Source organism: Nocardia sp. FBN12 (genome assembly GCF_054031145.1).
In genome coordinates this window covers 3,646,780-3,672,891 of record NZ_CM132926.1, presented here as the reverse complement: position 1 = coordinate 3,672,891, position 26,112 = coordinate 3,646,780, and the positions used below count along the sequence as shown (strand labels likewise).

Here is a 26,112-nt window from a genome sequence, read left to right as displayed (position 1 = left end):
CGTGCGACATCACACCACCACCGGCTGTCGGGTGACGCACGCGGCGGCGAGCACCTCATCGTCGAAGTCCGGTGCGAGCGCGCCGCTTTCGTCGAGCATCAACTCGATGAGGGCGTACAGGTTCTTGGAGTACAGCTCGCTCGAGTGCTCCGGCATGGTGGCCGGGAGGTTCAGCGGGGAGCAGATCGTCACGCCGTGCGCGACGACGGTCTGACCCGGTTCGGTGAGCTCGCAGTTGCCGCCGGTCTCACCGGCCATGTCGACGATCACGCTGCCGGGCTTCATGCCCTCGACCGCGGCGGCGGTGACCAGGCGCGGTGCGGGGCGACCCGGCACGAGCGCGGTGGTGATCACGACGTCGAAGCCCTTGATGGCGTCTTCGAGGGCCTTCTGCTGCTGGGCTTTCTCCTCGTCGGTGAGTTCGCGGGCGTACCCACCCTCACCGGCGGCGTCGATACCCAGGTCGAGCCACTGCGCACCGACCGAGCGCACCTGATCGGCGACCTCGGGACGCACGTCGTAACCGGTGGTCCGCCCACCGAGGCGCTTGGCCGTGGCGAGGGCCTGCAGACCGGCGACACCGACACCGAGCACCAGCACGGTGGCCGGCTTCACGGTGCCCGCGGCGGTGGTGAGCATCGGGAAGAACCGGGTCGACTCCGACGCGGCGAGCAGCACGGCCTTATAACCGGCCACGTTCGCCTGCGAGGACAGCGCGTCCATCACCTGCGCGCGCGAGATACGCGGAATCGCCTCGACGGCGAAAGCCTGCACACCGGCCGACTTCAGCGCGCCGATCTGATTCTCGGCATTGCGCGGCGCCAGGAAACCGATCATGGTCTGCCCGGAGGACAGCTTGGCCACCTCGGCATCGCTGGGCGGGGCGACCTTGACGACAACGTCGGCGGACCACGCGTCACCGATCGCCGCGCCGGCTTCCTTGTACGACTCGTCCGGGATGCGGGAACCGAGCCCGGCACCAGTCTCGACGATCACGTCGACGCCCTTGCCGATCAACGACGCGACCATCTTGGGAACCAGCGCGACCCGTCGTTCAGCGTCGTTCGTCTCCCGAACGACGCCGACACGACAGGTCGACTGATGTGGACTAGTGCTCAACCTGTTCTGCCTTTCTACATGGAGTGCCTGGTGCTGGGCAGAAACCTCCGCCTCCGCACCAGGCCTATTCGAAAACTTTGTCGGCTTCGATCGACCGGACGAACCGGACACACGACTCGATGGAAGCGATGGAGACGGCGTGATCGGGGTAGATCAGCGGCCACGTGTGCCCTTGATCCGCAATCACTTCCAGCGTGCAGGTGACATTCGCGGTCGCGAGCGCCCGAGTCAGGTCGAGAGCGTCGCCGACCAGTGCCTCGGTGCCGCCGACCTGGATCAAGGTGGGCGGGAAGCCGGTGTGGTCGGCGAGCAACGGTGAGACCAACGGGTCGTCCGCGGTGGCGCCCTGCAAATAGTCGTCCCGCGCCGACTCCGCGGTCGCCAGCGGGAAGAAGGCATCGGTCGCGGTCTCATAGAACGGCGACGAGCAGTGCAGGTCGAGCCACGGCGACAACAGCATCAGCCCGTCAGGAGTGCGAACGTCGCTGGTGTCCACAGCGACGACAACCGCGGCGGCGAGACCGGCGCCCGCTGAATCGCCGGCGATGACGATCGGCCCGTCCGTCGCGGTCGCGAGATCCTCGTAGACCGCGAGGGCATCGCGCAGTCCGGCGGGGAACGGGTTCTCCGGCGCGAGCCGATACCGCGGTACGATGACCGCCGCCTCGGCGCCCGCCGCCAGCCCCGCGGCATATGCGTGGTAAGCCTCCGGATTACCCATCCGGTATCCGCCCCCGTGCAGGTAGAGGACGGTGGCCCGGTCTCCAACGCGGACGGTCCGGCACGGTACGCCGGCGAAGTCCGCATCGCCCGCCGTGACTCCCAGTGCGGGGTTGATCTCGGTCGCGGCGAACTTCGCACGGCGTTCGAGTAGCTCTGGGCTGGCCGGTGCACCGGCCCGCTCGGCGGGCAGCGACTCGTGCAGTCTCGTCGGCATGTCTTCTCCCGAATGTGTTCTACAAGAATGTGTTCTACGAGACGATGTTCACGAGTGCGCGGTCTCGACGAGCATGTCCGGATGGCGGAGTGCAACTGTCCGGCGGATGCCTTCGCGCCAACCCACCGTGCACGGTCCGGTGATGGATGCGCGCCGACTCGTGTCCGCGATCGACCCGCGCAGCGTCCCCTCGATCGGGGCCACGTCGACGGTCGCGTCGACGCCCATCAGCTCGCCGGCGTATGCCGCCCACTCCTGGACGCTGACCGCTTCGTCACCACCCCAGTTGACGATGGTCGCCGGTGTGGACGCTGCGTCGAGCAACGCGCCGACCTGCACGGTGATGTCGTCTTCATAGATCGGGCTGTACATGCACGGGTCCCAGCGGGTGGTGATCGGCCGACCTTCGGCGAGGGCGTCGATGTGCATGGCGGGCAGTCCGCCGCCCGGCCCGTACGAGGCGTTCATCCGCGCGATCGTGACCGGGACGCCGAAGGCGCGCGCGGCGAGCCGTGCGGTGGCCTCCTGGCTGATCTTCGACATCGAGTAGGTCGGTGTGTGGGTGCTGTTGCACTCCCCGAGCGGCGACTCCTCGGTGAACACGTACCTCGGATCGTCCTGCGGCCGATAGACCGAGTGGGTCGACATCACGAGTGCGCCCTTCGCCGACCGGCAGTGCTGGAGGAGCAGTCCGGTGCCCTCCGCATTGGCGCGGATCGCAGCGTCGTAGTCCCATCCCGGTGCCAGACTCGCCGCCAGATGCACGACGTACGTGAAGTCGCTCGGGACACCCGCGAAGTCGCCGTCACCGAGGTCGCAGGCGACCGGGGTGATCCCCGCGTCGCACACCCGCTGCCGGTCGTCGGCTCGACTGAATCGTGCCAGCCCCCACACCTCGTTCTCGGCCGCGAGCATGCGCGCGATAGGGAAGGCGATCTGGCCGGCGACGCCGGTGACCAGGATCTTCTCGCCGTTCAGCATCGCGCAGTCACCACAACTCGTCGGTGTACTTGTCAGTTCCGACCACGGTCGGGATGAACGGCGACGCGAAGGTCACGGTGCCGGCGCCCGACGCCGCGATGTCGGCCGCGTAGTCGATGATCTGCTGCCAGCAGTCGACCGGGCTCTCCTCGAGGAACAGCATCTGCAGGATGCGGTCCGAGGTTCCGCCGTCGTTGCCCATCTTCATCGGGACACTGTGGTCGGAGGGCCAGGGCTTCATCCGCCAGCTGCTGATCAGGTCAACGGCGCCCTTGCCGACCAGCTTCTCGGCCGGGCCATTGTCGATGGCCTCGAGGGCGGCTGCGCGATCGACGCCCTCGGCCGGCTCGATCATCACGGTGACCAGGCCGCCGTAGTGATGGTCGTGCGCCAGCTCCAGCGGCACGCCGTGATCTTGGGCGGAGACCGTCGAGTCGGGCAGGTACTGCGCTGTGTGCACGTGCTCCCGCTCGGCGAAGCCGCGGCCGGCCGCGTACAGCTCGCCGACCTGCTTCTGGGCCCACGCGTCGGCGATCTCCGCGTCGGGCTCGTGCACCCAGTAAGTCGCCAGGTACGAGCCGTTCTCGGTCTTGGTCGCGACCGGCCCGGTCTCCGGGAAGCGCAGGTCCTTGAGCGCCTTCGTGGCGACCCAGCGACTGCCGGTGAACCAGCCCGGGCCGACCATGCAGCCGGAGTACCGGTGGTCGCGCTCGTACCAGCGGTTGTAGTCCACCTCGTGACCGCGCGCCGGATCCACGAGGGTGAACAGCGAATACCCGAGCTTGACGGGAGTCAATGCCATTTCTATCTCCTTGGTCAATCTGTGCAGGCCGACGGACGACCACGAATGAGGCCGTCCGCCGGTCCATGGAAATCTGCTCGACCACTCAGCGAGTGACCGCGATGCCGTGGAACTGGTCGTCCTCACGCCACTTGTGGAGCAGATCGAAGTACTCGTACCCGGGTCCGTACAGACCACCAACGAGGTTGCTGCGCTTGTCGTCGATGCGGCCCTCGTTGTTGTACTGCCCCGGGGTACAGGTCATGTTCCAGTCGCGGCGCAGCTCGGCCATCGTGTCGATGGTCTCGTTCCAGCCGGCCTCGGCCTCGGGGGTCGGCTCGATTGCGCGCATGCCCTCACTGATGGCCTTGTTGATCATGTAGCTCATGTGGACGGACTGGTGATCGATCAGGTTGGCGATATTCGAGACCTGGGTCGACTGGATGAAGCCCAAGAAGAACAGGTTCGGGAATTCCTCGCTGAGGAAGCCGTGGTAGGTGCTGACACCGTCGGCGAACTTCTTCGACAGCCGATTCCCGTCGCGGCCGAGAACGTCGTAGCCCGCTTTGTCGGTCCAGGTACGTCCCTGCTGGAACCCGGTCGCGTAGACGATGAGGTCGACCTCGTACTCGTGGTCGCCGACGATGATGCTGGTCTCGGTGATCCGGTCGATCGGGGTCTCGGAAGTGTCGACGATGTCGACCGAATCCTTGTTGAACACCGGCAGGAAATCGTCGCTGAAGCCCGGCCGCTTGCACATGGTGCGGTAGTACGTCTTGAGCTTCGCGGCCTTGGCCGAGTCGTTCACGATGGAGTCGACGCGATCGCGCAGCATCTCGTTCCACTCGTAGTCCGAACGCTCCATCGCGTTCATGTACTGCTCGGGCGTCGGCTCCGCGCCGCCGGCCTCGTAGATCGCGTTCATCTGGAACTTCGCGAACTTGATCCAGCCGTCGTCGACCTCGCAGTCGATCGTGGCGCGGTCCATCGCGCACTTGTCGAAGGTCGCGCGGCGCGTGGCGTGCCAGCCCTCGGGCAGATTCTTGAACCAGTCGACGTCGGTCGGCGCGTTCTCGCGCGGGGCGATCTGCGACGGCGTGCGCTGGAAAACGACGACCGACTCAGCGTATTCGGCGAGCTGCGGGATGGCTTGCACGCCGGTGGCACCGGTACCGATCACCGCGACGCGCTTGTCGTGCAGCTTGTCCAGACCACCCGTGATGTCGCCACCGGTGTAGTCGTAATCCCAGCGGCTGGTGTGGAAGCTGGCGCCGGCGAACTTCTCGATTCCCGGAATTCCGGGCAGCTGCGGGCGGCTGAACTGACCGCTCTGCGTCGACACGAAACGGGCGCGGAAGGTGTCGCCTGCGTCGGTGCTGACGGTCCAGCGAGCTGCGTCATCGTCCCACTCCATACCGGTGACACGCGTCTGGAACAGGGCTCTGTCGTAGAGGTCGAACTGCTTGGCGAGCGATTTGCAGTACTCGAAGATCTCGCTGCCGCGCACGTAGCGTTCGGTCGGCATGTAGCCGGTCGCCTCCAGGTAGGGGAGGTAGACATACGCCTCGACGTCGCACCGTACGCCCGGGTATCGGTTCCAGTACCAGGTGCCGCCGAAGTCGGAGGCGACGTCGAGGATCCTGTAGTCCGAGACTCCGAGCTTGTCGAGCTCGATGCCCGCGCTCATCCCCATGAAGCCCGCGCCGATGATCAGCACGTCGACGTCTTCCTGAACGGGGGGCAGGGTGCGCGGGCCGTCAGCGTGCGGATCGATATCGAACGCGGCGAACTTGCCGTCGAAATCGATCGCCTGGAAGGTGTCGGCGCCGGTGTTCGGCAGACGCTTGTCGCGTTCGGCCGCGTACTTCTCCCGGAACCATTCCAGGTCTTCCACCTTGCGCTGCGGTACCCAGAGGTGCGGATCGCGTGCAGTCTTTTCTGGGGCGGTCATAACTGTCCTTTTGCTTGTTGCTCGATCACCACGGGGTGCCGGCAGGGATGTGCATGAGCTCGATGCGGTTGCCGTCGGGGTCGGCCACGAACACGAACTGCGGTGCGGTCGGGTCGTCGGCACCTGCGCGGGTGTCGGGCACCAGCACTCCGCCGTACTCGCACAGCGCATTCGCCGCGCCGTCGATGTCTTCGGCGAAGAACGACAGGTGGGTCATTCCCAGATGGTTGCGCCGGGTGGGCGGGGTACCGATCACGCCGGGCTGACGGTAGGTGAGCAACTCGACGCGCAGACCGTCCTTCTCCAGGAAGGTCGAGGTGAGGCTGCACGGCGCATCGACTTCGGGAATTTGCTCGTCGATGTCGTATTCCATGATTTTGACGAAACCCAGTCCGTCACAGTAGAAGCGAATGCTTTTCGCGAGATCGGAGACGCACAGCCCGACGTGGGAGGTGCGGTACTCGTGCGCGGCCGCTTCGGCGTTCTCGTTCATCCGGAGTCCTTGTCGTGTGAAATGGGTACGGTCAACCGATGGCGACGGGAGTGACAGGGCTCGCTGTGGCGCCGGTGATCTTCAGTGCGCCGATGGTGAGCAGGAATTCGTAGCACTTGTCGGCCGCCAGCTCTGCCAGGTTCATGTTCTCGACAAGGTGGATGCCGTTCTCGACGAGCAGGATGATGTGTCCGCCGAGATACACGTTCTGGTCGAACGGGATCGGCTCGATGGCCGTGTTGTCCGAGCCGACCAACGCCACGTCTTTTGCGGCGAGGAAGGCGGCCGCTTCGAGGCCGATGCCCGGCTGCGGCATCATCGCGCCCTGGTCGGCGAGGTAGTCCTCGAGCCACCCCGTGCGGATCACCACCAGGTCACCTGTCTGCAGTTCGACGCCCTGATCGTCCAGCGCGTTCTGCAGATCGGCCGCGGTGATGACGTAGCCCGGGGCAAGGAGGGCGACTCCCTTCGACGCGGCGACGTCGATGAGGACGCCGCGCCCGACGACGCCGCCGACCTTGTCGATGCTGCACTTGGCCGCGCCCGAGTATGGCGTGACCTGATCGGCCGGGTACCCGTTGTAGATCTTGTTGTCGGCGTACACGTGGCACAGCGCGTCCATATGCGTCGAGGTGTGCGACGGCATGATGAGCTGATCCTCGTTGGCGCCGACACCGGGAGCGCCGCCGTTGGCGCGGGCCATCGCCTCGTCCTCCTGATTGATCATGGTCAGCCGCTGCGGAGTACCGCGATAGTCGAGGTTCGGCACGCCCGACCGCTGGATCGGAATGCTGAGGCTGTAGGTCTTGCCGGTCTTCGGCAGGCGCAGGGCTGCGAGCACTCGCTCCGGCGTGAGGAGATTGAGCGCCCCCAACTCATCCGACTCGCCCCAGCGGCCCCAGTTCGACTTACGTGTGCTCAACAGTGACTCCTAAAAACGTGATGTCCTCGCCAGCGAGGTTCGGGGTGGCTGCCGGACGGCTCTGAAGGTGCCGATGACCGAGTGCGAACGAAATCGCAAGTGATGCCACGACCCATTCGATTTGTGACTGGACTCACTGTAGCCATTGGCTACGGGTGCGTCAACAATCAGAGAGACTCAGCTGAACTGCCCGGAAGCGAGCCGGCCGTGCACTCCTGCGCATTGGTCGAAATATGGACCGATGCGGTAAGGTGATGGGCGTCACTGTAGGCGACTGTGGAAGGAATGGTCAATGGTTGATTCCCGGGAGGCGGTGGGATCGGTGGAGCGCGAGGTAGCTTCGCCCCCGACTGCGCGCGTGGTTCAGGTCCTCGATTTTCTGGTGCGCCACCAGGGGGAACGCTTCGGTCTCTCGGAGTTGGCGCGGCGTTGCCGGATCACGAAGCCGACCTGCCTGGGCATCGTCACGGAGTTGACCGCAAGCGGGTATCTCATCCGCGACTCCCGGACGAAGTCCTACGGGCTCGGCCCCGCGCTGGTGGCCGCGGGCCGGGCGGCTCAACGCGACTTCGCGCTCGGCTCGCTGGTCCGCGACCGCCTCGACGGGCTCAGTGAGCAGTTCGGCGCCATCTGCACCGCGGCGGCCGTGGTCCGCGACGAGGTCATGGTGCTCGAGATGGTCACGCCGCCCGGCGTTTCCCCGCCGGCCTCCGTGGGTCAGGTGTATCCGTTCGCGCCGCCGGTCGGGCTGATGTTCGTGCTCTGGGAGCCGGACGAGGAGCTGAACAGTTGGCTGCGCCGCGAGCCGGTGCTGTCGGCGGGATTGGATGTCGAGCACGTCCACCGAATGGCCGCGGAGTGCCGGGAGTCCGGCTACCTGATCGAGAGCCTCACGCCGACGGTGCGGCGGTTGCACCGGCTCATGGCCGGGGTTGCCGCGCACGACATGTCGCCGGAGCTGCGGGAGCTGGTCTCCGAGCTGGTGTCGGGCGTCGGCGAGCCGATGTTCGTTCGGGGGGCGCTCGGTGATTCCGCGGAGACGCACGAGGTCAGCCTCCTTGCCGCCCCGGTATTCGACTCGGACGGCCGGCAGTCGATGGTGCTGTCCGTCTATGTCGGCGGCGCGATCTCGAACCTCGAGATCGCGAAGCGCGCATCCGCATTGAAGGCGGTGGCGGCTGCGGTGACCGCCGACGTCGGGGGGCGTAATCCCTTCGCTCGGCAGGAAACCGGCCGTTGACCGCTGAGTGAACGGATTGTAACCTCAGAAGAATCCCATATTTAGACCGTAACGGTCGATATTTCGACCACTTGTGGTCGGCAGATCTTGAGAAGGGAAGCACGTGGCTGGAACCATGCAGGCATACCGAATCCTCGAGTGGGGCCGACCTCCCGAGGTCGTCGACGTCCCCATCCCCGAGCCGGGGCCGGGTGAGGTCGTGGTGCGGGTTGCGGGGTGCGGGTTGTGCCATTCGGATCTGGGCATGATGCAGATGCCCAGGGAGGTGTGCGAGTCGCTGGGCTGGCAGGTGCCGTTCACGCTCGGCCACGAAACTGCGGGGTGGGTAGCGGCGCTGGGCGCCGGTGTGACCAGCTGTGCCGAGGGCGACCCGGTCGCGGTGGTCTCCCCGTCATCGTGTGGCGAGTGCTCGTATTGCATTCGGGGACAGGACAATTGCTGCCCGAAAGGATTGGCCGGTCGCGGATACGGACGTGACGGCGGGTTGGCCGAGTTCGTCCGGGTGTCCAGTCCGCGGGGTCTTATCAGGCTGTCCGGCCTCGATCCGCGAACGGCGGGAACGCTCACCGATGCCGGAGCGACCGCGTTCCACGGTGTTCGCCGAGTGGTGCCGCGCATCACCCCCGGTGGCGTCGTGGTGGTGATCGGGGCAGGCGGGCTCGGCTCGTTCGCGCTCCAATATCTGAGACACCTCACCACCGCGCAGGTCGTGGTCATCGACACCGACGCCACTCGACGAGCGGTCGCGATGGAACTCGGCGCGCACAACGCGATCGCGCAGATCGGGGCGAGCACTGCCGAGACGATCAGGGCGATGAGCGCTGGAGGGCTGGGAGCGGACGCAGTCCTCGACTTCGTCGGCACCGATTCCACCATCGCGGCGGGGATCGCCGCCACCCGCGCCGGTGGCGCGTTCGCACTGATCGGTGCGGCAGGCGGAAAGCTCGACGCGGCGTGGTTCGATGCACTGCCCAAGGACGGCGAGATCTTCACGTTCCAGGGATCGACCATTTCGGACGCGCACGACGTGATCCGGCTGGCCGAGGCCGGCGCGATTCGCAACGACGTGGAGACGTACACCTTCGACCAGGTCGGACAGGCATATCGCGATCTCGAAGCCGGCGGCCTGCGCGGGCGTGCCGTGGTCGTTCTCGACGACCGATAAGCCGAACCTGCTTCATTTCCGCAGCAGACACTGGATACCTCGTAAGGAGAAAAACATGGACGACTTCACGGACCGGGTGGCACTCGTCACCGGTGCGGCCCGGGGACAGGGGCGCTCGCACGCCGTCGCACTGGCCGAGCGCGGCGCCGACCTGGTGATCTGCGACCGCTGCGAGGACAGCGCGGCGGTCGCCTACCCGCTCGGCACCGAAGCCGAACTCGCCGAGACCGCGAAACTGGTCGAGGCGACCGGGCGCCGTTGCCTCGCAGTCCGCGCCGACACCGCTGATCGTGCCGCCATGGACGCGCTGGTCGCCCGCGCCGAATCGGAGTTCGGCAGGATCGACATCGCCGTCGCCAACGCCGGCGTCGCGGCAGGCGCCCCCATCCACGAAGTGCCCGGCGGCCAGTGGGACGAGGTCATCGGGACCAATCTGACCGGTGTCTTCAACACGATCGCCGCGGTCGCGGCGGGAATGGCCGAACGCGGGTACGGCCGGATCGTGACGATCAGCTCCATGCTCGGGCGCGGTGCGGCCCCCGGCCAAGCCGCCTACTGCGCTTCGAAATGGGGCGTCATCGGGATGACGAAGAGCGTGGCGCTCGAGCTGGCAGGTCGGGGTGTCACCGCGAATGTCGTTGCTCCGGGCAATATTTCGACTCCGATGGTGCATAACGACGCCCTCTATCGGATGGTGCGTCCTGATCTCGATGCGCCGACGCGCGAAGACGTCGAACCGGTCCTCATGAGCCTCCACGCCCAGCCGGTGCCGTTCCTCGAACCTGTGGAGGTGACCCGCGCCGTCCTGTTCCTGGCGGCCGAGGCGAGCGCTCATATCACCGGAACCGTGATGCCGGTCGACGCCGGTGCCGCCGCCCGGGTCACCGCTTGAGGTATTCGACCCGCTTCGCCGGTGGGTAATCACCTGGTAGGCGTTGTTGTCGAATCCGCGGCGTGGCGACGACACGGCTCGAGATTTCACTTGATTCGGACTTGACAGGCGCTCTGGAAACGCCACCGCCGCTATTTCACCGACGGCACCTGGGATCGGTGCTGGTCGCATTGACCGCGTTGACGGAAGCGACCGGCAACTCGATTCGGTGGTCTCGTTCGATTCGACGACCGTGCGGGTTCATCAATATGGCGCCAATATCCGCCGCAGTGGCGGCGCGGTTTCCGGCCCGGATGGTGAGTTATGTGCCGGCAGATCACGGGATCGGCAGGGTTTGCTGCTGATGGGCCGGTGCGCCCGGGCCGGGCATCGAACCAGACAAGCTCGTCCGGGATGGCGATTATGTGGGCGATGTTCGCGAGTGCATCGTCGTCGACCTGGGCGCGGTGGTTTTCCAATCGACACAGCCGCGCTTGCGAAATGCCCAACCACCGCGCCAACTCGGTCTGGGGCAACGGCCGGTGCACGTGCGCGGAGTGGTGCCGGTAGGCGGCCAGTACCGACCCGATGCTCCTGCTGCCCAACGCATCTCGAAGCTCGCCAGCCCCCTACTGCGCTTCGTCGACCCGCGTGGCGTACTCGGCGCGTGCACACTCGGCACACAGCGACCGCGGACTGACTGCGGCCGCCGGTCGCTGGCACCGAGGGCAAAACTGCATCGTGGTCGATGACCCCATGGGTTCACCCTAACTCCGAGTTTCAGTGGAGGCGTGAATCAAAGCTATTCACCTACGCCCTTCAATCATCGAAAACTACCGCCCACCATAGGAATCAGCATCCGCTCGTCTGGTCGGTCATCGAGGGCGACTGCCAGGAGGGGACTCGATGAAAGGCGATATCAAATTGTCCATTACTGGAACTGATGGCCGTGCAATACCGTTTCGGTGTTCGGGCTTGATCGCGATTCTGCACGTATTGCGGCTTGCAGGTCGGCGAGGCGCCGCAGGTCGAGCTACTCATGCGGGTCAGCGAAGGTCTCGAGCGGTAGAGAGCAACCGAGGTGTTGCAGCCTACGTATCGGAAATCGCGAGTAGCTCCTCGCCGATTGCCACCGCAGCCGATTCGATTCCTGGATGCGGTCGGCATCGCGGGGTCAGCGCCAGCTCATTGACTATGCTTTGAGCGGCCCGGATCCGGATCCGGGCTCTGCTCGGATCCCAAGTCGGGTGCACTTGGCGGGCGAGGTGTACCCATTCCGCGAGGTAGGAGTGCTGGGCGGTCCGTCCTCGTTCCCGGTCCGGTGCCGCCAAGTGCACCGATTCGCAGATGATCAACTGGACCAGGTCGGGATTCTCGAAAACGAACGCGCCGTAGCCTCGTAGCAGTCGGCGCAGGCCGTCGGGCGGATCGATCGCCTGCTCGAACGCACGATTCAAGCAAATCCTCAACCGCTCGTCGCCCCGGAAGATCGCCGCCATCAGGATGTCGGTCTTGGCTGGGAAGTGGTTGTAGATACTCGTACCGGAAATTCCGGCGGCCATCCCGATATCGTCCATCCTCACGCCCGCGAAACCGTTGTGAGCGAACAGTTTTGTCGCCTCGATGAGAATGGTCTCGCGTCGGGAACTGCACCTTCGAATCCCTGCGGATCTGCTGTGATCCGCAGTTGGAGCGGACGGTGTGATCGGAGCGTCGATGGTGGCCGAGACCAGCTCCCCGAGCTCAGTCCGCAACCCGGCTCCGCGCAGGGAAAGCCCGTGGAACGAGACGCTGATGACGACCGCGAGCGCACTCCGCGCCAGCAGGTCGGACTCGGCAGCTCCGAGCTCGGGCCGACGGGCGCGGACGAGTGCGGTGAGCCGGGTGACAATACTGCCGGTGATGGCCCGTAGCTCGGTGCGATTGTCCGTTGACAGATGGCGTAATTCCCGGCGCCACAGCACCCCGATACCGCGGTGTTCGATCGCTACTGAAGCCAGTCGTGCGCCGACGTCACCGGCTGATGCTGCTGCCAGTGCGGCGTCGACGGTGTGGAGGGCATCGCCGACTACCGTTGCGAGCAGGTCCTGTTTGCCACGAAAGTGCCGATACAGAGCGGACGGGCCGATGTCGACCGCCTTGGCTACCTCACTCATCCCCGCGGCGGCATATCCCTTGCGGTAGAACAGCTCCGCCGCGGCCCGCACGATCAGCGCACGTCGATTCGCCGGCCGGGCCCCGCGTACGGGACCGGCGGGTGTGCGCGCTTGCCATCCGCCTGTCACGTTTGTCTGTATCTCCTAGTCGAATCCGCCGCCAGTACGCCTGGCACGCCCCACCGAGGATCTGTCTCTCGATGGGGCGGCCGACTTACAACGAACGTGCGATGAGTTCTTTCATCACTTCGTTCGCGCCTGCGTAGATGCGCTGAACTCGCGCATCCGCGTACATGCGGGCAATCGGATACTCGAGCATGTACCCGTAGCCGCCGAACAGCTGCACACAGCGGTCGACGACCTGGCCCTGGATGTCGGTGGAGTACGCCTTGGCCATCGACGCGGTCGCACCGTCGAGGGCGCCGCGCAGGTGCTGTTCGATGCAGTTGTCGACGAATACCCGGCAGACCCGCGCGAGGGTGGCGCACTGGGCGAGTTCGAAGCGGGTGTTCTGCATATCGAACAAGGTCGCGCCGAAGGCCTTGCGCTCCTTGGTGTATTGCACCGTCCAGGCCACGGCCGCTTCGGTTGCCGCTGCCGCGCAGACGGCGATGACGAGTCGTTCGTGGGCGAGCTGCTTCATCAGATAGCCGAAGCCCGCGTTCTCCTCGCCCAACCGGTTGCCGACCGGTACCCGAACATCGGTGAAGGACAGTTCGGCGGTGTCCTGGCCCTTCATGCCGACCTTGTCCAGCAGCCTGCCGACCTGGTAGCCGTCGGCATCGGCGGTCTCCACCACGATGAGCGAGATGCCCTTGGCCCCGGCCGCAGCGTCGGTCTTTGCCACCACAATCACCAGGTCGGCGTGCTTGCCATTGGAGATGAACGTCTTCGAACCATTGATGACATAGCTGTCGCGATGGCGAACAGCCATGGTGCGCAATGCCTTCAGGTCCGATCCCGCACCGGGCTCGGTCATGGCGATGGCCCCGACGATCGCGCCGCTGGCCATGCCGGGCAGCCAGCGCCGCTTCTGCTCCTCGTTGCCGTAGGCGAGGATGTAGTGCGCGACCAACCCGCTGTGCACCATATTGCCGAAGCTGGTGTCGCCCAGTCGATATTGCGCATCGAACACCGCGAAATCGTGAGCGAGGGTGCCGCCTCCGCCACCGTATTCCTCAGGTATCGAGGCGCACAGCAGCCCGAGCTCGCCTGCCTGGTTCCAGAATTGGCGATCGACATGCTTCTGCGCCGCGAAGCGCTCCTCGTGCGGCAGCAATTCGGCCTCGAAGAACTTCGTAGCCATATCGTGCAGGGCGAGGACTTCGTCGTCGGCCCAGGGGGATCGGTACACAGGAGTGGTCACGTCGGTCCTTACATGTTGAAGCCACCGCCACAGACCAGGGTCTGGGCGCTGACGTAGTCGGACTCCGGGGTGCAGAACAGATAGACCGATCCGGCGGCCTCCTGCGGGGTTCCCGCGCGGCCCAACGGGATCGAGCGCTCGAGCGCGGCGAACAGGTCGGGGTTCACGCCTACCTTGAGCGTCTTGCCCTGCACGTCGATGGTGCTGTCACCGTCGGCCGCCGCCTCGGTGAGGCGGGTCTTGATGAAGCCGAACGCCACGGTGTTGACGGTGACGTTGTAGCGACCCCATTCTTTGGCCAGGGTCTTGGTCAGGCCGGTGATGCCTGCCTTGGCCGAGGAGTAATTGGACTGTCCCGCATTGCCTCCGGTGCCCGCGACGGAGGAGATGTTGACGACCTTGCGGCACGGGATCGGCTCGCCCGCTTCTTTGGCCTTCTTCACCTGTGCGGCGATCACCGGCTGGGCGGCGCGCAGAATCCGGAACGGTGCCTTGAGGTGTACGTCGATGATGGCGTCCCACTGCTCGTCGGTCATCTTCTGGATCACCGAATCCCAGGTGTAGCCGGCGTTGTTGATGATGATGTCGAGCCCGCCGAAGGAGTCGACCGCGGTTTGCACGAAACGCTCGGCGAAGCCTTCCTCGGTGACGCTGCCCGCGCATTCGACGGCCTTGCCACCCGCGGCCTCGATCGCGGCGACGGTTTCCTTGGCGGGCTCGGCATCGAGGTCGTTGACCACGACCGACGCGCCTTCGGCGGCGAGCTTGAGCGCGATCTCACGGCCGATGCCGCGACCCGAGCCGGAGACAATGGCTACCTTGCCATCGAGAGTTCCCATGGTGGGCGATACCTTTCAGAGTGCGACGACAGCGTCGCCGGTGAGTGTGACGGTGCCGTCGGCCACAGCGACGACGAGTTCGAGTGTGGCGAGGCGTTCCCCGCCCACCTCCTCGATGGATACGACCTTGCCGGTGGCGATCGGCTGACCGAGCACCGGTGTGATGGCGGCGAATCGCACCCGGTAAGACCGAAGCTGTTGCTGTGGTACCCAATTGGTGATCAGTCGGCCGAGGTAGGCCATCGACAGCATGCCGTGCGCGAACACGTCATCGAGCCCGGCGGAGCGGGCCACGTCGATGTCGACATGAATCGGGTTGTGATCACCCGACGCACCGGCGAACAGTGCCAGCGTGGTTCGCGAGATGGGTTGAATCTGCACGGACGGCAGCTCGGTTCCCACCTGGATGGATGGAGTCGTGGTCATTTTCCTGCCTCCGTACTCTCCGTCGCCGAGCGAGACTCGATCGGATTGCGCACGACGAGTACAGTTTTCAGCTCGGCGATGAGCTCACCGTCTCCCCGTGTGATGGTCGAGGTCTTCTCGATGAAATCGAGCGCACCGCCCTTCTTGCTGTACACCTCGCCGATCCGCGGCGTAGCGGTCAGTACGTCACCGGCCACCGCCGTCGTGTGATAGGTGAACGACTGTTCACCGTGCAGTGCCCGACGCAGGTCGATCCCGAGGGTCGCCAGCCATTCGAACGGGTCAGGCTGCTCGAGCTCGATGCCGAACAGGAATGTCGGAGGGACCGGAAGATTCGCGTAACCCGCCGCGTGTGCGGCGTCGAGATCGGTGAAGACGGGATCGGTTTCCCCGATCGCCTTGGCGAAGAAGCGCAGCCGCCCCGCATCCACGCGCAACGTCGTCGGGGGCAGTTCCATCCCGATTGCCGAGGAGTCCACGGCCATGTTCAGCTCACTTTCTCGTACAGGGTGACGACGGCCGCGCCGCCGAGCCCGATATTGTGCTGCAGCGCGAGGTTCACGCCTTCCACCTGGCGGGCCTGTGCCTGCCCACGCAGCTGCCACACCAGTTCCGCGCATTGGGCCAGTCCGGTCGCGCCGAGCGGGTGTCCCTTGGACAACAGTCCGCCGGACGGGTTGGTGACCACCCGGCCGCCGTAGGTGTTGTCGCCGTCATTGATGAACTGCTCTGCGGTCCCCTCAGGGGTCAGACCGATGGCCTCGTAGGTGAGTAGTTCGTTGGCGGTGAAACAGTCGTGCAGCTCGACGACCCGAATGTCGGTGGGAGAGACGCCCGATGCCTCGTACACCTGCTGTGCGGCAGCCTTGGACATGTCGTAACCGACGATCTTCGCCATGTCCTTCTCGGTAAAAGTGGAGGCGAAATCGCTGGTCATCGCCTGCGCCTTGATCACGACGGACGCGTCGATGCCGTTGGCCTTCGCGAACTTCTCGCTGACGAGCACCGCCGCGGCCGCGCCGCAGGTGGGCGGGCAACACTGCAATCGCGTCAAGCTGCCGTAGATGTGCGGGGAGGCGAGTACTTCCTCCACGGTTACCGGGTCTTTGAACACCGCGTACGGGTTGTTGGCGGCGTGCTTGCGCGATTTCACCGAGATCTTGGCGAAGGTCTCCGGCGAGGTGCCGTACTTCTCCGCGTACTGCCGCCCGGCACCGCCGAACATCTGTGCGGCGAACGGAGCGTCGGTACGCTCCTGGATCTGGTCCATCACGGCGTTGAACCGATCGAACGGAGTAGGCCGATCGGTGTAGCCCATCGCCAGTGCGCCGCGCTGCATCTGCTCGAAGCCGACCGCGAGGACCACGTCCATGGCGCCGGATTCGATCGCCTGACGGGCCAGAAACAGCGCCGACGATCCGGTCGAGCAGTTGTTGTTGACATTGATGACCGGAATTCCGGTCTGGCCGAGGCCGTAGACCACGGCTTGGCCACAGGTCGAGTCGCCGTAGACATAGCCGGCGTAGGCCTGCTGGATCTTCTCGTACCCGATGCCCGCGTCTGCGAGCGCCGCGCGCGCCGCGGTTGTGCCCATCACGTCATAGGTTTCGGTCCGGCTCGGCGTCGTGAAGGGAATCATCCCGACACCGGCGACCACCACGCGTTGACTCACATCGACTCCTCAGTCTAGATAACTATCTCGAATTCACTTAGTGAATACGATCGCTGGCGCCGACGCAAGTGAGGTCACTCGTACTGCACCGTATACCCTCGAAGATCGGATTGGGCTGCCTCTTGTGCGACGGTTTGTGACTGCTGTTACACTACTGACAATTCACATAAAGCAGCCCTGGAGGATTCATGGTGACCATCGGTGCCACGTTGCGCTCGACGGCGAGGCGCGTCCCGGACCGGGAGGCGCTCGTATTCGGCGGCAGCCGCTACACCTACGCCGAACTGGATGCGGAAGTCGACCGCGTAGCCGGTGCTCTTGCCGTGCAGGGGATCGCCAAGGGTGATCGGCTGGCTCTGATGGCCACCAACTCCGACCGATTCGTGATCGTCTTCTACGCCGCGCACCGTCTGGGTGCGATCTTCGTCCCTGTCAATCCAGCGTCCGCCGCCCCCGAGCTCGACTACCTGGTTCGTGACTGCGGTGCGTCCGCCCTGGTCTTCGATGCGGCCGTCGCGCCGGTGGTGCGAACAGCGGTGGGCAACGGCCTGCCCGAGTCGCTGCGTGCCCTCGCGATGTCAGAGGTCGAAGATTTCCCGGACCTGTTCGCGCTCGCGGACACCGCCGAATGTCGTGTGGCCGACATTGCCGTCCACGACTCCGACGACGCGCAGATCCTCTACACCTCCGGCACCACTGGTTCGCCCAAGGGAGCGTTGTTCGACCACTATCGTGCGATGTGGGTCGCCGCGGCGACGACAGGAACGTGCGGTATGCGCGACGGCGACCGCTTCCTGCATGTGGCCCCGCTCTACCATGCCGCCGAACTGTGCATCATGCTGATCCCGGGCACCCTCATCGGCGCTACCCACGTCGTGCAGAGCGGATTCGACCCCGCCGGCGTGCTGGAAGCCCTGGAGCGCGAACGCATCACGATGTTCTTCGGGGTGCCGACGATGTATCAGTTCCTGCTGCGGGTTCCCGGCGCCGCCGAGCGCGACTTGTCGGCCTGGCGTACCGCGATGTTCGGTGCGGCGCCCATGCCCGCAACCGTGGTTCAGCAGTTGGTCGCCCTGTGGCCAGGGGTGAACTTCATGCAGCTGTGCGGTCAGACGGAGGGCGGCCCCGGCGGCATCTTCTCCCATCGCGAGCAGGTCCTCGAACGCCCCGACGCCAGTGGCCGCCAGGCGCTAATGCTGTCGGAATGCCGAATCGTCGACGTGAACGGCACCGAAGTGGCTCCGGGTGAGGTCGGTGAACTCGTCCTGCGCGGCGAGACCGTCATGAAGGGCTACTGGAACAAGCCCGAGGCCACCGCCACCACCATCGTGGACGGCTGGCTGCACACCGGCGACCTGGCCAGGCTCGATCCCGATGGCTACATGACGCTGGTCGACCGGCTCAAGGACCTGATCATCACCGGCGGCCGCAATGTGTACTCGATCGAGGTGGAGAACGCTATCGCCGCCCACCCCGGCATTCTCGATGCCGCCGTGATCGCCCGCCCGCATGCCGAATACGGCGAGAGCATCGTCGCCGTCGCGGTAGTGCGGGAAGCCGTCGAACTGACGTTGGATGGGCTGCGGGAATTCTGCCGCGAACGAATCTCGTCCTACAAACTTCCCCACGAGCTGATCGTCATCACCGAGATGCCGCGTAACCCCTCCGGGAAGATCCTGAAAAAGGTGCTCCGCGAACGTCTGACGACCACAACATGAACGCCACGCCGACAATGCTCCGTCGCGAGGCCCGCAGGCGACACGTCATCCTCACCGCGAGCGAAGTCTTCGGGAATCGCGGCTATCACGGCACCAGCATGGACGAGGTCTCGCTGCGGGCCGGGTTCACCAAACCCGTGCTGTACGAACAATTTTCGGGAAAACTTGAGCTGTACTTGGCGGTCTTGCAATCGCATATCGACGCGCTGGTACGCAGCGTGCGGCACGCGTTGGCCTCGGGCGACAATCACCAGCGGGTACACGCCGCGGTGCAGTCCCTCTTCGACTTCGCCGACGATTACCCGGCTGGCCTTCGGCTGATTTTCGAATCGGGTGTCAGCACCGAACCATCTGTCGAATGGCGGATCAGAAACGCGATCGACGAGTGCGTGGAATGCATTTCGGATGTCGTCGTCGATGATTCCGGGCTCGATCCGCACCGAGCGCGCCTACTGGCTGTCGGGCTGGTCGGTGCCAGTCAGATGGCCGCGCGCCAATGGCTGGACTCAGGTCGGCCGATCACGAAGACAGCGGCGGTCGAGATCACGGTCGGGTTGTGCTGGGACGGACTGTCGAGGGTGCCGCTGCAACCGGATGCCTGACGTACCGCGGCACCGGCGGCGCTCAGTTCGAGTCGCCGATCGCCAGGAGTCGCGCGCCGATGGTGAGCAGTGCCGTGTCGACACCGGGGCGTGCGCGCAATGGTGGCATGAGCGCGATGTCGTTCATCATCGTCTGTGCCGCTTGAACCCGGATGCGGGCGCTGACCGCATCCCAGTCCGGATGCACCGTGGTGACCAGATGCACCCATTCCGCGACGTATTCGTGCTGGGCCGCCCGCGCTCGATGTCGGTCCGCATCCGGAAGATACATGGACTCCGAGACGAGCAATTGGACCAGACCGGCGTTCTCGAAGACGAACTCCTGGTAGCTGCCGAGCAACCTGTGCAGACACTCACGCGGATCGGTGGACCGAGCGAATGCCCGATTCATGTCGATCCGTAGCCATGCGTCGCCACGGAACATCGCCGCCGACAGCACGTCCGACTTCACCGAGAAGTGGTTGTAGACACTCGGGCCCGCGATGCCGACGCCGCTGCCGATCTCTTCCATACTCACGTTCGCGAACCCGTTCCTGGCGAACAGGCGCGTCGCTTCGGTCAGGATGGCTTCGCGCCGGGAGCGGGGGACCATCGAACCGCGGTCCGCGGTCGCTTCCGGGTTTCGTTCGGTCAGCGCGATCGGTGACTCGACCACCGTCGTGATGAGTTCCGCGAGCAAGGTGGCGAACTCGGGCTCGGGCAGCGACAGGCTGTGGAACGAAACACTGCTTGTCGCCGCGAGCGTGCACCAGGCCAGCAGGTCGGCTTCCGCCGTACCGAGATCGGGCCTGCGCTCGCTGATCAATTCGGCGGTGCGCGAACCGATTCCGTTGATCGACGCGTTGATCAGGCGGCGATGGTCGACGGACAGGTGCCGGGATTCCCTGCGCACCAGCACACCGATGTCGCGATCCGCGAGGGCCGCCGCCGCGAGCCGTGTCGCGAGATCATCGGCGGTGGCCGCGGCCAGGGCTTCGTTCAACGTGTTCAGCGCGTCGCTGACGACAGCGGCCAGCAGATCCTGCTTGCCTTGGAAGTGCCGGTACAACGCGGACGGGCCGATCGCTACCGCGTCCGCCACTTCACCGACGCCGACATTGGCGTAGCCATTCCGGCAGAACAGTGTCGCTGCCGCACGCAAGATCAGTTGACGCCGGTTCGCCGGACGCTTACCGCGCGGGGGATGGCCGTGTGTGCGCAGGTCGGTCCCGTTGCCCATCTTCGCCTCCGATCTTGTTCAGGTGGCGAGCATCGATCGCCGACGCGCCACGGTCTTCATGCCGCACCGAATTCCTACGCTACCGGCCGCATTCGTCATGGTGGCGCCGAGATGCCCTGCTGCGAAGTGCTTGCTTCCGGCAACACTTTCGCGCTGATGACTCGTCACTATGTAATATTCACTTAAATCTTCACGATGGTGTGCTCGTCTGTCAATCTAGTCCTGAAATAGCAGATCAGAGGCGCATTTTGGTGGCTCAAATATCGCTCTTGCCAAACCATGTGTGATTGCTGTTACACTACGCCGACTTCACGTAGAACCTGGGAGGAACCATGGCGACGATCGTCGCAACGCCGCAGACCGCGCCTGCAGACCGGGTGGGCTCCGAGGCCGATGCCGGTCATCGGCCGCCGATCACGAGGGCGTGACACAGGTGCGATCAACGAAGGATCCGGGTGCCCCGACCTCGACCGCGTTGGAGTGGAGCCGGGACTATTTCCGTGACCATCCGGTCAAGTCGATCGAGACCTTCGGCAGGCAGGTCACACTGGGCCGCCAGGCGATATCGCAACTCGTCGTCGACCTGTTCCGGGGCAAGTTTCATTTCGGCGAGTTCGTCCGCCAGTGCGCCTTCATGACCAATGCCTCGGCCGCCCCGACCCTGTTGATCGCGATACCGATCGGAGTGATCCTTTCCATTCAGGTCGGTTCACTGGTCGTCCAGGTGGGCGCCACGTCGTTCATGGGCGCGGCGAGCGGTCTCGGGATCATCAAACAGGGTGCGCCGCTGGTGACTTCGCTCATGATCGCGGGCGCGGTGGGTTCGGCTATCTGCGCGGATCTGGGGTCGCGGACGGTCCGCGAGGAGATCGACGCCATGCGCGTGATGGGCGTCGACCCGCTGACGAGACTGGTCGCCCCGCGCCTGCTCGCGGCAATGCTGGTGAGTGTGCTGCTGTGTGGATTCGTCGTCTTCATCGGCTTCATCACCGGCTACATGTTCAATGTGTACGTCCAGGGCGGCACGGCAGGCTCGTTCGTGAGCACTTTCGCCGCCTTCGCCGCGCCCTCCGATCTTGTCGCGGCGGTGCTGAAGTCGCTCATCTTCGGGCTGCTGACCGCGATCATCGCCTGCGACACGGGCCTGAATACCCGCGGTGGTCCCGGCGGGGTGGCGAATGCGGTGAACTCGGCGGTGGTCAACTCCGCGCTATTGCTGTTCGCCACCAATGTGATTCTCACGCAGGTGTTCAACGCGCTGTTCCCGCACCAGGTGGTGTGAGATGTCCGCGACCTATGTGCCACCCCTGCTGCGACCCCTTCGCGCCCTGCGCCGCGCCGCTGGGCAGCCGGCGAACGCGGTGCGCAAAGCCGGCCATCAAGCCTTCTTCTTCGTGCGTTGCCTCGCCGATATCCCGCTGGCGTTCAAGCACTATCGCAAAGACGTGTGGCGCCTGCTCTCCGATGTGACGTGGGGCAATGGCTCACTCGTTGTCGGCGGTGGGGTGATGGGCGTGATCATCGCGATGAACATCTTCGTCGGCGTCACCATCGGTCTCGAGGCGTTTTCGCAGCTGGATCTGCTCGGCATGGGCCCGGTGACGGGTGCGATCACGGCGTTCGCGGTCACCAGGGAGATCGGCCCGATGATCGCGGTCGTCGCGTTCGTGGTGCAGGGTGGCTGCCGGATCACCGCGCAGTTGGGCACCATGCGGATCTCCGAGGAGATCGACGCCCTGGACTCGCTGGCCATCCGGCCGCTGCCCTACCTGGTGAGCACCAGGATTCTGGCGGCGTGGATCGCCATCGTCCCGATGTACCTGGTCGGCCTGAGCGCCGCGTACATCTCGGCCCGGATCACCGTGGTGATGATGGGCGGCACCTCCAGCGGCACCTACTTCCACTACTTCCACCAGTTCTTCGTCAGTACCGACCTGCTGTTCTCGATCCTCAAGGCGATCGTGTTCGTGACGCTGACCGTGTTCATCCAGTCCTACTACGGATTCTTCGCGCAGGGCGGTCCGGAGGGCGTCGGCATCGCGGCGGGCTCGGCGATCAAGGTCTGCTTCGTCGTCGTGGTGATCGCTGATCTGCTTCTGACACTGGGTATCTGGGGCATTGATCCGGGAATTCGGTTCTCGGGATAGGTGGGAAAATGATCAACGATCCCAGTGGGCGTGGACCGAGCGGCCGGCAATTGCTGGTCGCCGGGGTCGCGCTCGGCACGGTGGTGGCCACTGTCGCCACGCTGCTACTGCTTCGCTATGGGGGCAAGTTCACCGATACCGTGCCTGTCGTCGCGGAGCTCACCTCCACCGGCGACGGACTGCCCGCCGGTTCGGACGTGAAGTTCCGCGGGCTCACCGTGGGTAGGGTGCGCGGTTCCGAGGTCGCGGCGGCCGGAGATGTCCAGCGGGTGCGGATCGAACTGGAACCGGGTTTCGCCACGGGCGTTCCGTCGACCGTGACCGCCCGTGTGGTGCCCGCCAACATCTTCGCCGTCACCTCCATCGAGCTGCTCGACAACGGTCCGGGGACAGGATTGACCTCGGGCGCGGTGGTTCTGCAGGACCGGACGGAGGAAACCGTCGCGCTGCAAACGGCTTTGACGACTTTCCGGAACGTTTTGACCAAACTGGAGCCGGACAAGCTCGGGCGAATCCTGGCCACGCTCTCGGAAGCGCTCAACGGCAGCGCCCGCATGCCGGGCTCGACCTTGGAGCGGCTGGATCGCTGGCTCACCGGTGTCAACCAGGTCGGGATCGCCTCGGACCTGGAGAACTTCACCACCGCCGCCGCCGGCCTCAACCAGTCGGCGCCGGCACTGCTCGACGTGCTGAGTCAGTCGGTGACCACGGCCCGGACGGTCGCCGAACGGCGAGATCGTCTGACGGCGCTGCTCACCGGTGCGGGCGACACCGTCGATGTGGTGAACGGACTCTTCGCCCGCAATCCCGATACCGGCAAGGAACTCGTCGGTGGGCTCGCTGAGACCTTCGGGGCATTGGCGGCCGATCCGGAGGCGTTGCCGCAGGCGATGGTCAACTTCACCAACACATTGCGGGCATTCTCCACCACCTACCGCGGCGGTCCGGACGGGAAACTCATGTGGCAGTGGAAGATCGACGTATCGCTGACACCGTTCCGGCCCAACACCCGGGCCGACTGCCCGCGCTACGGCGAGCTGGCCGGACCGAGCTGCGGCACTGCTCCCGAGGTCGCCGACCCGGGGGAGCTCCCTGCGGCACTACGCCCAGCCGAATCCCCCGTCGCACCAGCGGATCCCGCACCAGGTCCGCTGCCGAGTCTGCCAGGCATTCCCGGTCTGCCCACACTGCCGGGCCTGCCTGTTCTACCCGGGCTACCCGGAGCAAGCGGTCCCGTTCGCCCGGCAGCGTTGCGGGGGCCGGCGGCGGTCACCGCTCTGCTCGGCCGGACCCCGAACGCGACACAGCTGATATTGCTCGGCGCTGCGCTGACCGGCGGATCGCTGACTCAGGACACCTCGGAAGGAGGTCGCCACCAATGAGCTACCGAAAACCACTGATCGGATTCAGCCTGTTCGCCATCGTGTCCGTGCTGGTCACCTGGGTGGTCTGGTCGACGCTCCAACGCGCCATCCCCGGCGAGACCAACCACTACTCGGCGACATTCTCCGACGCCTACGGACTGCATCCCGGCGACGATGTACGGATGGCGGGTGTCCGGGTCGGCCGGGTCCAGTCCGTCGCGCTCGACGAGGATCACCATGCCCGCGTGACGTTCCAGGTCGAGCGGAATCAGGCGTTGTTCACCAATACCCGGGCCATGATTCGCTACCAGAATCTGATCGGGCAACGCTACGTGGCGCTCGCACCGGGCAAAGGTGAGGGCACCACGCTGGCAGCCGACGGAGCCATCCCGCTGCGCGCCGCGGACGGGACCTTCCAGACGGAGCCATCCTTCGATGTGACGGCCCTGCTCGGAGGGTTCGAGCCGCTGTTCAGCGCACTGAAGCCGGAACAGATCAACTCGCTGTCGAACACCCTGATCCTCGCGCTGCAGGGTGACAACGTGTCGCTGAGCGCCTTCATCACCCAGGCCGCGGCGGTCGCCGCCGAATTCGAGCAGCGCGACCAGATCCTCGGCGACGTGATCGACAACCTGACCGGCGTTGTCACCGGATTGGCCGCGCGCGGTGGCGAATTGGACACTCTCGTCAACCGGACCGCCGACCTCGTCGCCGGACTGTACGAACAAGGCCAGACCCTGCTGCACTCGACCGAGCAGGTCGCCGGCGCCACCGGGTCGGTAGCGAACATGATGGGGCAGGTGCAGTCCCAGCTGCGCCTGGCGCAGAACTCGACGACCGCGGCCTTCGACCTACTGGTCGGCAACGGCGCGAAACTCGACCAGGCGGCGATCGACCTGCCGAAGATCCTGCTCGGCGTGGCACACCTCACCGAGAACGGGGCCTACGCGAACGCTTATGCCTGCGAACTCGACATCGCGCTCTACGGCGTGCTGCTCCCACCAGGCGTCCTCCCCGAGATCATGAACGCGTTGATCGGCAACCATCACTCGGAGGTGTGCCGATGATCGCGGCGACTCGTATTCGGTTCGCGGGGGTGATGGCGAGACTGCGTACCCGGCTCGGAGATGACACTCCCCGCCGCCGCGACATCCGCTCCGGTCTCATCGGTGCGGTTGTCATCGCGGCACTGCTGGTCGGGTCGAGTGTCTACAACTCGCTCGGTATCGGGGACAAGACCGTGGTCGCCGAGTTCGTCCAAGCGGCCGGGTTGACGTCCGGCGACAAGGTGCGGGTGGCTGGTATCCAGGTCGGCCGGGTGGTGACGGCTGAGGTCGAGGCCGGCCACGTGGCGGTGAGGATGCATATCGACGGCGACCTGGCGATCGGGCGGGATGCCCGGGCCGAGATCAAGACCTCGACGATCCTCGGCGGCACCTATGTAGCGCTGGACACCGGACACGGCGATGAGTTGCGTAGCAGCCGAATAACGCTGTCGCACACCACCGTTCCCTTCAATCTCGCCAAGATCGTGCAGGACCCCGACTATGCGTCGCAGTTCGAACGAATCGAACGCATCGATACCACCAAAGTCTCTGAGGCGATCGACGTGCTCGGCGACCAGCTCGGTGATTCACCCCAGCTCGCCGCCACTGCACTCGACAGCGTCGGCGCACTGGCGAAAACAATCGACGCCCGGCGCGGACAGGTCGACGCCCTGGTGAAGAGCCTGGACCAGGTCGCCGGAATCCTCGATGGCAACCGCAACAACATCCTGCTGATCATGGTGCAGGCCGGTGCCATCGGCGACCGCGTCAACGAGCGAAAGCAGATGGTGCAGAGCTTGCTCGACAATATGGCGGCACTCTCGCGCCAGTTCCAGCAGATCGGCGCGGAGAACGACGAACAACTGGGCCCGATGATCGAGCAGCTGGCAGTCATGGGCGCGGGGCTGGAGAAGAATCGTCAGCAGCTCGACCAGCTGCTCCAGGTAATGCCGATCGCCGTGCGACAGATGAACAACGCCTTCGGAAACGGCAACTACGGCGATGTCTGGGCACCGTGGGGACCCATTACCGACCAGATGCTCTGCGGAGTTCCCGGAGTACCGATCATCGAGGGGTGCCGGTGATGACACTGCGCC

24 protein-coding genes are annotated in these 26,112 nt (G+C 65.3%); 10 read left to right on the top strand and 14 right to left on the bottom strand.

What is annotated here, in order from left to right; translation table 11 throughout:
• Positions 1–9: 9 nt before the first annotated feature.
• From ACWZHB_RS17655 to ACWZHB_RS17625, 7 genes are all read right to left on the bottom strand, one after another.
• Positions 10–1,119 (bottom strand): Re/Si-specific NAD(P)(+) transhydrogenase subunit alpha, encoded by a 1,110-nt coding sequence (locus ACWZHB_RS17655; protein WP_427909021.1) that lies wholly within the window; start codon positions 1,117–1,119, stop codon positions 10–12.
• 64 nt (positions 1,120–1,183) lie between these two features.
• A complete protein-coding gene (locus tag ACWZHB_RS17650; RefSeq protein ID WP_427909020.1) occupies positions 1,184–2,056 on the bottom strand; it encodes an alpha/beta hydrolase fold domain-containing protein in 873 nt (290 codons plus the stop codon).
• A 48-nt stretch (positions 2,057–2,104) separates the two neighbouring features.
• Positions 2,105–3,037: an NAD-dependent epimerase/dehydratase family protein gene (locus tag ACWZHB_RS17645; protein WP_427909019.1), complete on the bottom strand. Its 933-nt coding sequence runs from the start codon at positions 3,035–3,037 to the stop codon at positions 2,105–2,107.
• A gap of 7 nt (positions 3,038–3,044) precedes the next feature.
• Positions 3,045–3,839, bottom strand: coding sequence for a hypothetical protein (locus ACWZHB_RS17640; RefSeq protein ID WP_427909018.1), 795 nt, complete (start codon positions 3,837–3,839; stop codon positions 3,045–3,047).
• Between the two features lie 85 nt (positions 3,840–3,924).
• The gene (locus ACWZHB_RS17635; RefSeq protein ID WP_427909017.1) at positions 3,925–5,769 is read right to left on the bottom strand and encodes a flavin-containing monooxygenase; all 1,845 of its coding nucleotides are present in this window, start codon (positions 5,767–5,769) and stop codon (positions 3,925–3,927) included.
• A gap of 25 nt (positions 5,770–5,794) precedes the next feature.
• Positions 5,795–6,262, bottom strand: a complete 468-nt coding sequence (locus ACWZHB_RS17630) for a VOC family protein (protein ID WP_427909016.1) — start codon at positions 6,260–6,262, stop codon at positions 5,795–5,797.
• 31 nt (positions 6,263–6,293) lie between these two features.
• Positions 6,294–7,184, bottom strand: a complete 891-nt coding sequence (locus ACWZHB_RS17625; protein WP_427909015.1) for a cyclase family protein — start codon at positions 7,182–7,184, stop codon at positions 6,294–6,296.
• 292 nt (positions 7,185–7,476) lie between these two features.
• Between ACWZHB_RS17625 and ACWZHB_RS17620 the strand changes: the two genes are divergently transcribed.
• The 3 genes from ACWZHB_RS17620 to ACWZHB_RS17610 all read left to right on the top strand — a co-directional run bounded on the left by ACWZHB_RS17620 (position 7,477) and on the right by ACWZHB_RS17610 (position 10,481).
• On the top strand, positions 7,477–8,424 hold the full coding sequence (locus ACWZHB_RS17620) for a helix-turn-helix domain-containing protein (protein ID WP_427909014.1): 948 nt from the start codon (positions 7,477–7,479) through the stop codon (positions 8,422–8,424).
• 103 nt (positions 8,425–8,527) lie between these two features.
• Positions 8,528–9,589, top strand: coding sequence for an alcohol dehydrogenase catalytic domain-containing protein (locus ACWZHB_RS17615; RefSeq protein ID WP_427909013.1), 1,062 nt, complete (start codon positions 8,528–8,530; stop codon positions 9,587–9,589).
• 55 nt (positions 9,590–9,644) lie between these two features.
• Entirely contained in the window at positions 9,645–10,481 is an 837-nt protein-coding gene (locus ACWZHB_RS17610) for a mycofactocin-coupled SDR family oxidoreductase (protein WP_427909012.1), read from the top strand.
• 1,070 nt (positions 10,482–11,551) lie between these two features.
• Here ACWZHB_RS17610 and ACWZHB_RS17605 read toward each other — a convergent pair.
• The 6 genes from ACWZHB_RS17605 to ACWZHB_RS17580 form a co-directional block, all read right to left on the bottom strand.
• Entirely contained in the window at positions 11,552–12,745 is a 1,194-nt protein-coding gene (locus ACWZHB_RS17605; RefSeq protein WP_427909011.1) for a TetR/AcrR family transcriptional regulator, read from the bottom strand.
• A gap of 85 nt (positions 12,746–12,830) precedes the next feature.
• Positions 12,831–13,982 carry an acyl-CoA dehydrogenase family protein gene (locus tag ACWZHB_RS17600; protein WP_427909010.1) on the bottom strand — a complete coding sequence of 384 codons (1,152 nt, stop codon included), beginning with the start codon at positions 13,980–13,982 and terminating at the stop codon, positions 12,831–12,833.
• 8 nt (positions 13,983–13,990) lie between these two features.
• Positions 13,991–14,821: an SDR family NAD(P)-dependent oxidoreductase gene (locus ACWZHB_RS17595; RefSeq protein ID WP_427909009.1), complete on the bottom strand. Its 831-nt coding sequence runs from the start codon at positions 14,819–14,821 to the stop codon at positions 13,991–13,993.
• 15 nt (positions 14,822–14,836) lie between these two features.
• Positions 14,837–15,247: a MaoC/PaaZ C-terminal domain-containing protein gene (locus tag ACWZHB_RS17590; protein WP_427909008.1), complete on the bottom strand. Its 411-nt coding sequence runs from the start codon at positions 15,245–15,247 to the stop codon at positions 14,837–14,839.
• Positions 15,244–15,732: a MaoC family dehydratase N-terminal domain-containing protein gene (locus tag ACWZHB_RS17585; protein WP_427909007.1), complete on the bottom strand. Its 489-nt coding sequence runs from the start codon at positions 15,730–15,732 to the stop codon at positions 15,244–15,246. The genes ACWZHB_RS17590 and ACWZHB_RS17585 overlap by 4 nt, the downstream gene beginning before the upstream one ends.
• A 2-nt stretch (positions 15,733–15,734) precedes the next feature.
• A complete protein-coding gene (locus ACWZHB_RS17580; protein ID WP_427909006.1) occupies positions 15,735–16,919 on the bottom strand; it encodes a lipid-transfer protein in 1,185 nt (394 codons plus the stop codon).
• A 188-nt stretch (positions 16,920–17,107) separates the two neighbouring features.
• On the opposite strand from ACWZHB_RS17580, the gene ACWZHB_RS17575 reads away from it, so the two are divergent.
• Positions 17,108–18,637: a class I adenylate-forming enzyme family protein gene (locus ACWZHB_RS17575; RefSeq protein ID WP_427909005.1), complete on the top strand. Its 1,530-nt coding sequence runs from the start codon at positions 17,108–17,110 to the stop codon at positions 18,635–18,637.
• On the top strand, positions 18,634–19,239 hold the full coding sequence (locus ACWZHB_RS17570) for a TetR/AcrR family transcriptional regulator (protein ID WP_427909004.1): 606 nt from the start codon (positions 18,634–18,636) through the stop codon (positions 19,237–19,239). The genes ACWZHB_RS17575 and ACWZHB_RS17570 overlap by 4 nt, the downstream gene beginning before the upstream one ends.
• A gap of 22 nt (positions 19,240–19,261) precedes the next feature.
• Here the strand turns inward: ACWZHB_RS17570 and ACWZHB_RS17565 are convergent, their stop codons facing one another.
• On the bottom strand, positions 19,262–20,458 hold the full coding sequence (locus ACWZHB_RS17565) for a TetR/AcrR family transcriptional regulator (protein ID WP_427909003.1): 1,197 nt from the start codon (positions 20,456–20,458) through the stop codon (positions 19,262–19,264).
• Between the two features lie 433 nt (positions 20,459–20,891).
• On the opposite strand from ACWZHB_RS17565, the gene ACWZHB_RS17560 reads away from it, so the two are divergent.
• From ACWZHB_RS17560 to ACWZHB_RS17540, 5 genes are read left to right on the top strand one after another with little or no spacing between them, the layout of a single operon-like run.
• Complete coding sequence (locus tag ACWZHB_RS17560) at positions 20,892–21,740, top strand: MlaE family ABC transporter permease (RefSeq protein WP_427909002.1); 849 nt, start codon at positions 20,892–20,894, stop codon at positions 21,738–21,740.
• 1 nt (position 21,741) lies between these two features.
• Positions 21,742–22,605: an ABC transporter permease gene (locus tag ACWZHB_RS17555; RefSeq protein WP_427909001.1), complete on the top strand. Its 864-nt coding sequence runs from the start codon at positions 21,742–21,744 to the stop codon at positions 22,603–22,605.
• 8 nt (positions 22,606–22,613) lie between these two features.
• On the top strand, positions 22,614–23,987 hold the full coding sequence (locus tag ACWZHB_RS17550; RefSeq protein WP_427909000.1) for an MlaD family protein: 1,374 nt from the start codon (positions 22,614–22,616) through the stop codon (positions 23,985–23,987).
• Positions 23,984–25,036, top strand: a complete 1,053-nt coding sequence (locus tag ACWZHB_RS17545) for an MCE family protein (protein ID WP_427908999.1) — start codon at positions 23,984–23,986, stop codon at positions 25,034–25,036. The genes ACWZHB_RS17550 and ACWZHB_RS17545 overlap by 4 nt, the downstream gene beginning before the upstream one ends.
• Positions 25,033–26,100: an MCE family protein gene (locus ACWZHB_RS17540; protein ID WP_427908998.1), complete on the top strand. Its 1,068-nt coding sequence runs from the start codon at positions 25,033–25,035 to the stop codon at positions 26,098–26,100. Before ACWZHB_RS17545 ends, ACWZHB_RS17540 begins: the two co-directional genes overlap by 4 nt.
• The last annotated feature ends 12 nt before the right edge of the window (positions 26,101–26,112 follow it).

Excerpts from the sequence above, each read along its gene's own strand:
- ACWZHB_RS17650 (WP_427909020.1), bottom strand. The coding sequence starts at position 2,056 with ATGCCGACGAGACTGCACGAGTCGCTGCCCGCCGAGCGGGCCGGTGCA.
- ACWZHB_RS17645 (WP_427909019.1), bottom strand. The coding sequence starts at position 3,037 with ATGCTGAACGGCGAGAAGATCCTGGTCACCGGCGTCGCCGGCCAGATC.
- ACWZHB_RS17640 (WP_427909018.1), bottom strand. The coding sequence starts at position 3,839 with ATGGCATTGACTCCCGTCAAGCTCGGGTATTCGCTGTTCACCCTCGTG.
- ACWZHB_RS17635 (WP_427909017.1), bottom strand. The coding sequence starts at position 5,769 with ATGACCGCCCCAGAAAAGACTGCACGCGATCCGCACCTCTGGGTACCG.
- ACWZHB_RS17630 (WP_427909016.1), bottom strand. The coding sequence starts at position 6,262 with ATGAACGAGAACGCCGAAGCGGCCGCGCACGAGTACCGCACCTCCCAC.
- ACWZHB_RS17620 (WP_427909014.1), top strand. The coding sequence starts at position 7,477 with ATGGTTGATTCCCGGGAGGCGGTGGGATCGGTGGAGCGCGAGGTAGCT.
- ACWZHB_RS17610 (WP_427909012.1), top strand. The coding sequence starts at position 9,645 with ATGGACGACTTCACGGACCGGGTGGCACTCGTCACCGGTGCGGCCCGG.
- ACWZHB_RS17595 (WP_427909009.1), bottom strand. The coding sequence starts at position 14,821 with ATGGGAACTCTCGATGGCAAGGTAGCCATTGTCTCCGGCTCGGGTCGC.
- ACWZHB_RS17590 (WP_427909008.1), bottom strand. The coding sequence starts at position 15,247 with ATGACCACGACTCCATCCATCCAGGTGGGAACCGAGCTGCCGTCCGTG.
- ACWZHB_RS17585 (WP_427909007.1), bottom strand. The coding sequence starts at position 15,732 with ATGGCCGTGGACTCCTCGGCAATCGGGATGGAACTGCCCCCGACGACG.
- ACWZHB_RS17575 (WP_427909005.1), top strand. The coding sequence starts at position 17,108 with ATGGTGACCATCGGTGCCACGTTGCGCTCGACGGCGAGGCGCGTCCCG.
- ACWZHB_RS17570 (WP_427909004.1), top strand. The coding sequence starts at position 18,634 with ATGAACGCCACGCCGACAATGCTCCGTCGCGAGGCCCGCAGGCGACAC.
- ACWZHB_RS17565 (WP_427909003.1), bottom strand. The coding sequence starts at position 20,458 with ATGGGCAACGGGACCGACCTGCGCACACACGGCCATCCCCCGCGCGGT.
- ACWZHB_RS17555 (WP_427909001.1), top strand. The coding sequence starts at position 21,742 with ATGTCCGCGACCTATGTGCCACCCCTGCTGCGACCCCTTCGCGCCCTG.
- ACWZHB_RS17550 (WP_427909000.1), top strand. The coding sequence starts at position 22,614 with ATGATCAACGATCCCAGTGGGCGTGGACCGAGCGGCCGGCAATTGCTG.
- ACWZHB_RS17545 (WP_427908999.1), top strand. The coding sequence starts at position 23,984 with ATGAGCTACCGAAAACCACTGATCGGATTCAGCCTGTTCGCCATCGTG.
- ACWZHB_RS17540 (WP_427908998.1), top strand. The coding sequence starts at position 25,033 with ATGATCGCGGCGACTCGTATTCGGTTCGCGGGGGTGATGGCGAGACTG.